Source organism: Oleiphilus sp. HI0123 (genome assembly GCF_001635315.1).
The window spans coordinates 1-6284 of record NZ_LWGE01000112.1 but is presented as its reverse complement, the minus strand read 5'-3'; the positions used below and the strand labels follow the sequence as shown (position 1 = coordinate 6284).

General features: G+C 42.1%; 7 protein-coding genes and 1 pseudogene. 5 read left to right on the top strand and 3 right to left on the bottom strand.

Annotated features, from left to right (window positions below; translation table 11 throughout):
• The 5 genes from A3761_RS01115 to A3761_RS01095 form a co-directional block, all read left to right on the top strand.
• On the top strand, positions 1-1341 hold a 1341-nt coding region (locus A3761_RS01115), incomplete at its 5' end, for a phosphopantetheine-binding protein (protein WP_197472703.1).
• Positions 1338-2165, top strand: a complete 828-nt coding sequence (locus A3761_RS01110) for an alpha/beta fold hydrolase (protein ID WP_068553436.1) — start codon at positions 1338-1340, stop codon at positions 2163-2165. The genes A3761_RS01115 and A3761_RS01110, both read left to right, overlap by 4 nt.
• A 12-nt stretch (positions 2166-2177) precedes the next feature.
• Positions 2178-3251, top strand: coding sequence for an SGNH/GDSL hydrolase family protein (locus A3761_RS01105; protein ID WP_068553437.1), 1074 nt, complete (start codon positions 2178-2180; stop codon positions 3249-3251).
• 74 nt (positions 3252-3325) lie between these two features.
• A complete protein-coding gene (locus tag A3761_RS01100; RefSeq protein WP_068553438.1) occupies positions 3326-4189 on the top strand; it encodes a cupin-like domain-containing protein in 864 nt (287 codons plus the stop codon).
• Positions 4190-4227: 38 nt separating this feature from the next.
• The gene (locus tag A3761_RS01095; RefSeq protein WP_068553439.1) at positions 4228-5295 is read left to right on the top strand and encodes a VanZ family protein; all 1068 of its coding nucleotides are present in this window, start codon (positions 4228-4230) and stop codon (positions 5293-5295) included.
• Between the two features lie 44 nt (positions 5296-5339).
• Here A3761_RS01095 and A3761_RS01090 read toward each other — a convergent pair whose 3' ends face one another.
• From A3761_RS01090 to A3761_RS26545, 3 genes and pseudogenes are all read right to left on the bottom strand, one after another.
• Positions 5340-5699 (bottom strand): GNAT family N-acetyltransferase, encoded by a 360-nt coding sequence (locus tag A3761_RS01090; protein WP_068553440.1) that lies wholly within the window; start codon positions 5697-5699, stop codon positions 5340-5342.
• Positions 5700-5754: 55 nt separating this feature from the next.
• Complete coding sequence (locus A3761_RS01085; protein WP_304439180.1) at positions 5755-6015, bottom strand: ATP-binding protein; 261 nt, start codon at positions 6013-6015, stop codon at positions 5755-5757.
• A gap of 36 nt (positions 6016-6051) precedes the next feature.
• Positions 6052-6284, bottom strand: a pseudogene (locus tag A3761_RS26545) (IS3 family transposase); the annotation flags it as partial.

The following is a 6284-nucleotide window of genomic DNA, read 5'->3' as shown; positions in this document are numbered from 1 at the left end:
ATTGACGACTGCGCCTTAAGCGTACGAGAAGTCCGTGCCGGCGATACGCGGCTCATCGCTTATGTTGTATGGAAGAATAGCCCGATTAGTCTCAGTGAACTTCGTGAGCACCTGCGACAGCAACTACCCCCTTACATGGTGCCACAGCACCTTGAAGCACTCGGGGAGTTACCACGCACCCTTAACAACAAGCTTGATCGAAAAGTCCTGCAAAGCTGGAACCTAACTCAAATGTCTGCCGGTGAATCGCGTCAAGGCCCCGAGACAAGCACAGAAAAGTGGTTAGCTCTCTGCTGGGGAGAAGTATGCGGGAACCATGATATTAACAAATACGATAATTTCTTTGATATCGGCGGCCATTCATTACTTTCCATTCAAGTTATTCATAAAGTGCAAGCGCATTTTAACGTTGAACTGAAGCCTCGAGACTTACTACTGGAAAGCTTACATCAACTAGCTGAGCTAATAGATCAGACCACAAAAACAGCCGCTACAGAAAGCTCAGCGGCTAAAGGTCTTTCTGACGAAACCAATAAAACAGAGCTACATTCTCCCGCAACGCAAACAATCCACCCAGTATTCTTCGGTGATAGTAAATTACCTCTTTACGGCGTAATACATGAGCCTGGTGCGGGCGCTTATCGTAGCAAAGCAATATTATTCAGCTCTCCGATCGGACATGAGTATTTTCGCAACTATCGAATGACCCAGCTACTTGCCACTAGCCTCGCTAAACAAGGCTTTTATTGCATGCGTTTTGACTACCACGGCGTGGGTGACTCCACTGGTGAGTTTTCTACTCAAAGTATCGAAGAATGGCAACAAGACCTTATCAAAGCATATGAGGAGCTAAAAGCCCGAGCAGGCGTTGAGCAGGTGGTCTGTGTCGCCTCACGTTTAGGCGCCTCAATTGCTACATTAGCCAATACAAAGTGCCAGTTTAATGAGCTAGTCCTTTGGGACCCGATTCTCAATGGCTCCGACTATCTTGGTAAATTAGACACTCTGCAAAAACAAGTACTTACTCAAAACTGGCATTTCAGTGTTAGAAGGAAAAGCAGTGACCTAAAACAGGGTGAATACCTTGGCTATCAATACTGTACGAAATTACAAAAGCAAATAGACTCTCTAAGACTGGCAGACCAACTCAATAGCCTTAATGATACGCCATGCACCGTCATCTCAACGACCGAAGATGAAAGCTTAAGTGCGACAGGTGGGCAGCATATCAACTACCAACATATTGATGATGAAGGCAATTGGTACTTCTACAAGGACATTGACCGCTCAATCTCAACACATAATATCAACCAATTTATTTTAAAGAGCTTAAGTCAATGATTGAACAAATTCAGAGCTTTGGCCCACAGCAGCACCTTCAGGGTATCTATACTGCTCCAGAAGAAGACTGCAAGAAGCCTTGTTTCTTGATAATTAATGCTGGTGCAGTTCATAAATCAGGCCCTTTCAATTTGCATGTACATCTCGCAAAATTCTTGGCTGATCTAGGGTATGCCAGCTTTCGATTTGACCTGAGTGGGCAAGGTGATAGCACCCGCATCGCATCACCTTCTTCTCGAACAGAGCAAATTACCAAGGATATGCTTGCAGCCTTGGATTGCCTTGAAACTCAGTTTAACCACTGCAGTGTAATTTCTTTTGGCCTTTGTACAGGTGCCGAGAACGCTCACAAAATTGCTGTAAAGGATGATCGTGTCAAAGGTTTAGTTTGGATAGATGGCTATGGTTACCTAAGTCCAAAGTTTAATCGTGTGAAATTTCTCAAAAAGCTATCTCAGCCCTTCAACCTGATTAAGGCTTTAATTAAGCGGCTGACTAAAACCAAAGCTATGTCTTCAGAATCGAGCGATAATCAAGCAAATAATGTTGATGACTATGTCTGGCGCTTACCGGAAAAAAGTCAATATAAGGCCGACATGGAAGTATTGCATCAACGCGAAGCCAAGTGCCTATATGTCTACAGCGGAGGGGTACAGTCCTACTACAACTATCAGGGACAAATGAAAGATGCTTTTCCTGGCGAGTTCTTCACGCAAATATTTGAAGAAGTCTATTTCCCCAAAGCTGACCATACTTTTTTCATGCTGAACGATAAGCACAGCTTGTTCGACGCGATTAAAAACTGGTTAAGCAGACATTACTAAAGTGAGGCAAGGATGCTTTCGATTAAACCAACAACCACCACCATCGGCCTTTTTTTTGTAATGGTTTTTGCCTCGTACTGGCTATTCCTGAATAAGACAGGCATCGATACTTCTGACCCTGGTGATGCTGCGTTTCCTGTCGCAATATTGGGTGATTCAGACAGTCATAGCTATCGAGATAAATATGACAATAAAGCTAGAGGAGGCGACTTTCATAGCGTCACTTACAACTGGCCAGCACTATGGGACAGATTTCGATCTGAGCAAGTTAATCTTGGAGCATTCGGGACATGGGGTGAAAGTTACCGCTGGGCAAGAATCAAGAACTGGCTTAAGCTCCCTGCCCGAGCCCCCAAGAAATTAGACTTCGACTATAACTATGCAGTTTCCGGACTTCGCTGTCAGTCTTTGCTTGAAGGCTGGCCCTATCAAGCAAAATGGCTGATCTCTCGCTTGCAGCGCTCTCCGGACTTCTGGGAAAAGGGGCTGGTCATCATTCGAATCGGCGTAAACAATCTCGGCTCAACCAAACAATTAGAACAATGGGGAGTCAGCGGCTTAGACAAGACAGCTAAAGACGTTGTCAGTGAGTGTGTCCGTCAGATCACCGAGGCAACCGAGCAATTATTGGCGAGCCACCCTTCTGTAAAGGTCGCTGTTCTTGGTATGTGTCGAGACTGCAATTTAACCGAAAGCTATAAACATTGGCCAACATTAGAAAACATCAAAAACCGAGACCAAGTCCTGGGTAGCTTTGATCGTCAGCTAAAAAGTTACGTTCAAGATAAGAAACGCGTATTATTCATAGATGATGTCGCCTGGCAAATAAAGCGATATAGTGACCGTTATAATGAGCCCATAAACCTTGAAACCCGATTAGCTGATAAGGTCACCATTAAGAGTCGTCAAGGCGATCACCCTAGCAACCTGATATTGGCCGACTATCATGCTGGAACAGTCTACAACGGCTTTTGGTTAAATAACCTGATCGAACAACTTAACCAAGGTTTTAAGCTTCAATTAAGCCCTTTATCCGAAGAAGAAATACTGCGTGTGATTCTGCCCGTGTTATCAAAAAACGAGTGAATAAGTAGATTTTCAAGAAATAGCTAGCCGCACAAGCTCTTCCACTAAGAGTACTAGAGAAAAAGGAATGCAAAATGTATAAATACATAAAACTAGATCAAGAACAGCAGTTCTCCGACTTCAACAAAAGGTCATTCAAATTTAACCAGTCTGTAGTGGAGACACCTCTAGCATCACTTGATAGTCTATCTGAGTTAGTCCTCAGACTTCCCCCGGAGCACGTGTATGCCAGCTCTAGTAAAGTCGACATCAATGCAAATCTTGATACAGCTCATAAAGAACATAAAATAGAATGCTCATTAGAGCACGCACTGGAAAATCTGGCGACTTCAGACTCTTTTGTGATGGTTAGAAGTCCTGAAATTGACGAACAATATAAAGAGCTATTTACAGGGCTAAAGAACGACCTTGAACAACTTGCCCAAGAACTAGGTACAGAAATTACTGACTCAACACTCTATCTATTTATCACGTCACCAAATGGCACAACGCCTTATCACATCGACCGGTATAGCACTTTCCTTATGCAACTTACGGGCACTAAAGAAGTCTATACGTGGGAACCCTGGGATAAAGAACAAATTAGTGATGATGAACTGGAAACATTTGTAGCCAAAACCCATAAAGTAGCACCAAGCTTACGGGACGAATTTGTTAACACCTCAACAAAAACTTTTATTAAGCCAGGTGAAGGCGCTCATATTCCCTATTTAGCACCACACTGGGTAAAAACATGCGATGAAGTTTCAGCCTCAGTATCAATTATCTTCAACACGAAAGAAACTCAGAAGAAAGGCTTAGCCTTGCGCTTTAATGAATTAGTTAAGAGGAGACTGGGAATCAAGCTAAGCCCTATATCCGGTGACAAAAAGATCAGTGACGCCATAAAAGTATTCCTATTCAAAGTGGCCGCCAAGCTATTGAGTGGTAAAGTCTAAAGCTATTATTTACTCTTAACAGAAATAGGGAAACTCAAATGCCGTTACAAACAAGCCCAAATATAACACGACTAAGCTTTGGGCTTCTTCTACTTCTATATTTACTATTTATTCTAGCGGCAAGCTTTTACCTAACAGGAAAGGCACCCAGCACAGAAAGTGCAATCCAGACCCTACTCGAAAAAGGGAGTGCATTTTCTTTTAATTTTCACAACCTAAGAGATGTTGCTACGAACATACTGCTGTATATGCCATTGGGCTTTCTTTGTTCCCTATATATAGCGAGTAAATCCTCTCCTAGATTAATGAGCCCCTATCTGTTTGTTGGTTTTTTAGTCAGTACACTAGTTGAAATAACGCAAGCATTTATTGGGCGCTATTCCGATATTTCAGACGTAATATCAAATACTTCAGGTTTTATCACGGGCTATTTTGTCGCCTATATTGCACTAAAGCACTTTCACTTTTCACCTTCTAGCTTACTTGGTATAGAGCAAAAATCAGATAATGCGGCATTGCAAAACATATCTGGAATCCGGTTTATCTATATAGCGGTCGCTTATATAACCTGTTTACTACCTCTTAATATCACCGTCTCATTATCTGATATCTATGCAAAGCTAAACAGTCAAAACAGTGACATGCCACGTTTGATTCTTGACCCCTTTTTCCACTTTTCATCCGCATCAGTAGATTGGCAGTACTTAACGTTGAATTGTATCATATTCATACCACTTGCCTTTTTAAGCGCACATATTCAAATAAAACGCCAAACACCTAACATTCTAGTACCCGCTGTCCACTGCCTTTTCTTTTCATTGTGCATTGAAGTATCAGAAGTTTTTATAAAGTCAGGCAGGAGCGATATATTCATGCCTTATATGGCATCGATGATAGGCTTATCTATTTCATTGTTATGCATCAAGCTATACCAGGAGCCCAGTGCGCACGTAAATAGCAAGGATAAACAAAAGTATGATGTACTATTGTCTATCGTTTTATATTCTTTATTTTTATTTTCCGTGGCGCTATCTCCCTTTGATTTTGAGTTATCACTCAAAGCAATAAAACAAAAGCTTATCTACGATAGCAACTGCATACTCTAGAATTCAATCCAATCACACTACGAACAAGACTCTTCATTTACTAATTATATGAGCCTTAGCTTATGTAAAAAATAATGCATTCGCCCCTGATTCAAAGACCTCTTAAATCTTCTTTTTAACAGCTTTAGCCATACGAATAATCTACCTTTAATTGTACGACCGGCAATAAAGATAGAGACTAGCGATACCTCATTAGGATTCCAGCCAATATGCCAACGAGCATTACTCATCAAATTCAAAGTAGCGATATTTTCCTCCTCAATTAATCTATCAATTAATACCTTCATATGAAAACGACCAGGTGAAAGCTTTTCAACAGATTCATCGTACCCCACTTTAAGCACGTACTGAGTTCTGCCACTTATCAAAGAAAATTGACTGCGTATTCCGGCGTATCTGATCATCGATTCTGGTTTTATTCGATCACCTAAATCTCCTAACGCCTAGACCTCGATAGTATCACTCCGAGTGATCGGATTCAGTTATTTTACTCATTGCCTTTCTTAGTGACTCTCCTTTAAGTTTTAGCTTGTGACTATTGTGCAGTATGCGATCCAGGATGGCGTCAGCCAGCGTTGCATCGCCAATAGCTTTATGCCATTGCGTGATAGGTAGCTGGCTCGTGATTATGGTTGATCGAACGCCGTGTCGGTCTTCCATTATTTCGAGTAAGTCGTTGCGTTGGCCAAGAGTCATTTTTTCCAGGCCCCAGTCATCCAGAACCGGCGTTTTTCAAGGTAGTTGTCGCCTGAGCATTTAAGCTGCTTGTTTTTCCTTCTCCGGGTTCAACTTAACGTCACCCACTTTCTCCCAGTTCCGCGTAGCTTTTGACCACCTTATTTGGTTCTTTCTTTTCATCTTGCGATAAAGCTCATCCCTCTTCGATAATATTTCTTCATCCAGACCTAAGTGCCTTTGCTCTGGGGTAACAAAGTTAATTCGACTATGCCGGTGCTCTGTGTTGTACCAAGTGACAAACTCTTTCACCC